The sequence below is a fragment of the Pseudomonas sp. 22082 genome, assembly GCF_052046055.1.
Taxonomy (GTDB): domain Bacteria; phylum Pseudomonadota; class Gammaproteobacteria; order Pseudomonadales; family Pseudomonadaceae; genus Aquipseudomonas; species Aquipseudomonas pharyngis.
Genome location: NZ_JBQEQB010000053.1, coordinates 1 through 753, shown reverse-complemented (window position 1 = coordinate 753; position 753 = coordinate 1). Strand labels below are relative to the sequence as shown.

Genomic DNA, 753 nt, shown 5'->3' with positions numbered 1-753 from the left:
CTGGTGGCCGACAAAACGCCGGTCAGCACCACCGTGATCGACACTGTCGACACCACCAATCTGTCGCTGACTGCGACGGGCACCGTGGCCGAAGGCGGTTCGATCACCTACACCGCGACCCTGACCAATCCTGCCGGCACTCCGCTGACCGTGACCCTGTCTAACGGCGCCGTCATCACCATCGAGGCCGGTAAAACCACCGGCACGGTGACCGTTCCAGCACCTGCCGATGACGTCTACAAAGACGCCGGAAAAGTCGAAGTCACCATCAAGGACGCAACCGGTGGCAACTTCGAGAACCTGGTTCCGAGCACCGTTCCAGCCGTAACGGAAGTCACCGACACCATCGACACGACGACCGTGAAGCTGACCGCTTCCGAAACGGCCGCTGAAGGTGGCACCGTTACTTACACCGCGACTGTTGGCGCGCCAGTGACGGGTTCGCCTGTGACCGTGACCTTGGCCAATGGTCAGTCGATCACCATCGAGGTGGGCAAAACCACCGGCACTGTGACCACCACTGCGCCGAACGATGCGCTCAACGGCCATGCGCCGCTGACCAACGCGATCACCGGTGTGAGCGGCGGTAACTACGAAAACCTCGTGGCCGACAAAACGCCGGTCAGCACCACCGTGACCGACACCGTCGACACCACCAACCTGACCCTGAGCGCCACCAATTCGGTAGCCGAGGGTGGTTCGATCACTTACACCGCCACACTGACCAACGCTGCGGGCACCCCGGTGACCGTG

General features: G+C 62.4%; 1 protein-coding gene. It reads left to right on the top strand.

Annotated elements, in window-relative coordinates; genetic code table 11:
• Nucleotides 1-753, top strand: a 753-nt coding sequence (locus ACTJK9_RS29565; RefSeq protein ID WP_440817859.1) for an immunoglobulin-like domain-containing protein, incomplete at both ends; no start/stop codon positions are given.